Annotated in this window: 2 protein-coding genes; one reads left to right on the forward strand and one right to left on the reverse strand. The window is 69.2% G+C overall.

Translation table 11 applies throughout. From position 1 onward, the window contains the following. Nucleotides 1-274: 274 nt before the first annotated feature. A complete protein-coding gene (locus QH270_RS11280) occupies nt 275-688 on the reverse strand; it encodes a DUF5319 domain-containing protein (protein WP_022567296.1) in 414 nt (137 codons plus the stop codon). Nucleotides 689-906: 218 nt separating this feature from the next. Here QH270_RS11280 and guaB point away from each other — a divergent pair, with 218 nt between their 5' ends. Beyond that, nucleotides 907-2,451, forward strand: a complete 1,545-nt coding sequence (gene guaB, locus QH270_RS11285) for an IMP dehydrogenase (RefSeq protein ID WP_280340731.1) — start codon at nt 907-909, stop codon at nt 2,449-2,451. Nucleotides 2,452-2,702: the final 251 nt, after the last annotated feature.

Below are 2,702 nucleotides of genomic sequence, written 5' to 3' on the forward strand. Positions count from 1 at the left end.
ACAGTATATATCGCGAGATCGTCACAGTTGAAGCGCGGTGCGACAACGGAACTCGGCGGCCTCCTGGCACGGAAGGGACGAATGAGCACGTATCGTTGGCGTGGTGCGAGTGCTCGTAACCGGCGGGGCCGGCGGGGCGACCCCTCCCCCTTAAAATGGACGTTAAGGCCCCGTACCCTTGGGGTTGGGGGGCCTTTCGCGTTGTTCGGATGCTCGTCGCGTCGTTGCCCGCGCACGCGTGACCGGGGCGGGAGAGCGGCGCCGTGCGGGCGGCTCAGTTGTCGAAGCCGTCGAATCCGTCGCCGTGGAACGCCTCGTTCATCGACGCGTCCGCGTAGCCGCGGCAGTAGTCCCACGTGACGTACGCCTCGGGCGTCGGGTCGTAGGCGGGCTCGTGCGGACGGACGGTGCCGTCGACGAGTAGCTGGAGCAGATTCGCCCGCAGCATGTCCCAGTCGTGGTAGTGATCTTGCCGACAGTCCTCGCAGCTGACGACGAGCCCGCGGATCCCGCGATGGGCCAGCAGGGCTTCGTAGACGGCGAGGTCGGCGAGATCTTCCTCGACCGCGAGGCGCTCATGAGGATCCAGCGGCTCACCGGGCTCGATGGCATCGAGCGCGGCGGACGGGTCGGAGGGGTCTCCGGCGAAGGGATCCGGCGGCAGGCCAGGTGGTAGATGGTCACGCACATCCCCACGGTACGCAGTACTTGGTGGTCTGCGCCAGCGATGCACCGGGCAAGTTTTGCCACGGGCCTCACTTCGCAGGCGTGTTCGCCCGCCGGATACCATGGAATGCAGGCGTCGGCGAGCGTGTTCTCACCGACCATCAATCTTTTCCGCTCAGCACCGTCGCATCGCAGCTTTCGGCGTACGTTGCTACCGACGACCAGGAGGGGTCGATCCGAATGAGTAATCCCGTGTCGGGCGAACGAATCGCGGTGCGCCCTCCTACGGGTGGCGACGATCCGAACAAGATCGCCATGCTCGGCCTCACGTTCGACGACGTGCTGTTGCTGCCTGCCGCCTCGGATCTCATCCCCAGTTCCGTCGAGACCTCGAGCAGGCTCACCCGGGAGATCACCCTGCGCACGCCGCTGGTGAGCTCGGCCATGGACACCGTCACCGAGGCGCGCATGGCCATCGCCATGGCGCGTGCGGGCGGTATGGGCGTGCTGCACCGCAATCTCTCGGCCGCCGATCAGGCCGCCCAGGTGGAGACGGTGAAGCGCTCGGAGGCGGGCATGGTGACCGACCCGGTCACCTGTCGTCCCACCGACACCCTCGCCGAGGTCGACGCGATGTGCGCCCGGTTCCGGATCTCGGGTCTGCCCGTGGTCGACGAGACCGGCGCCCTGGTCGGCATCATCACCAACCGCGACATGCGCTTCGAGGTCGACCAGGACCGCCGGGTCGACGAGGTGATGACCAAGGCGCCGCTGATCACCGCCCAGGAGGGCGTCACCGCCGAGGCTGCGCTGGGGCTGCTGCGCCGCCACAAGATCGAGAAGCTGCCGATCGTCGACGGCAACGGCCGCCTGCGCGGCCTGATCACGGTCAAGGACTTCGTCAAGACCGATCAGTACCCCAACGCCACCAAGGACCGTGACGGCCGCCTGCTGGTCGGCGCGGCGATCGGTGTCGGCCAGGACTCCTGGTCGCGCGCGATGACGTTGGCCGATGCCGGGGTCGACGTGCTGATCGTCGACACCGCGCACGGCCACCAGTCGCAGGTGCTGCAGATGGTGTCCAAGGTGAAGGCCGAGGTGGGCGACCGCATCCAGATCGTCGGCGGCAATGTCGCCACCCGCGCGGGCGCCGCGGCGCTCGTCGAGGCGGGCGTCGACGCTGTCAAGGTGGGTGTCGGTCCCGGCTCCATCTGCACCACCCGCGTCGTCGCCGGTGTCGGCGCGCCGCAGATCACCGCGATCCTCGAGGCCGTCGCCGCGTGCAAGCCGCACGGTGTCCCGGTGATCGCCGACGGTGGCGTGCAGTACTCCGGTGACGTCGCCAAGGCCATCGCCGCGGGCGCCTCGACCGTGATGCTCGGCTCGCTGCTCGCGGGCACCGCCGAGTCGCCCGGTGATCTGGTGCTGGTCAACGGCAAGCAGTTCAAGGCGTACCGCGGCATGGGCTCCCTCGGTGCCATGCAGGGCCGCGGCCAGGCCAAGTCGTACTCCAAGGACCGCTACTTCCAGGACGACGTGCTCGCCGAGGACAAGCTGGTCCCCGAGGGCATCGAGGGCCGCGTCCCGTTCCGCGGCCCGGTCAACCAGGTGATCCACCAGCTCGTCGGCGGCCTGCGCGCGGCCATGGGCTACACCGGTTCGCAGAACATCGAGCACCTGCAGGGCGCTCAGTTCGTGCAGATCACCGCGGCGGGCCTCAAGGAGAGCCACCCGCACGACATCACCATGACCGTCGAGGCCCCGAACTACACCGGGCGCGGCTGAGTACAATAGATGCGTTTGTGGGGCGCGGGGGGTAACAAACCAGCACCCCCCCCTCGCCGCAAACCCCCCACCCCCCCCGAGACACCCGCACTGCCCGCGTGGCCGAGCGCGACGGCCCACGCCGCCGGGACCAGCCGGGAGGCCGCGCCGGACCCGACGTGCGCGGCCTCGAGATACACCTCCGCCGCGGCGCTCTCCCCGGCCTCGATCGCGACGGCCGCGCGCAGCAGCCGGACGAAGGTGTCCTCGGC

This window comes from Nocardia neocaledoniensis (genome assembly GCF_029868625.1).
In the GTDB taxonomy this organism is placed as follows: domain Bacteria; phylum Actinomycetota; class Actinomycetes; order Mycobacteriales; family Mycobacteriaceae; genus Nocardia; species Nocardia neocaledoniensis_A.

What these genes read in the sequence shown, in the direction of transcription:
- guaB (WP_280340731.1), top strand. Translation starts at nt 907, where the DNA reads ATGAGTAATCCCGTGTCGGGCGAACGAATCGCGGTGCGCCCTCCTACG.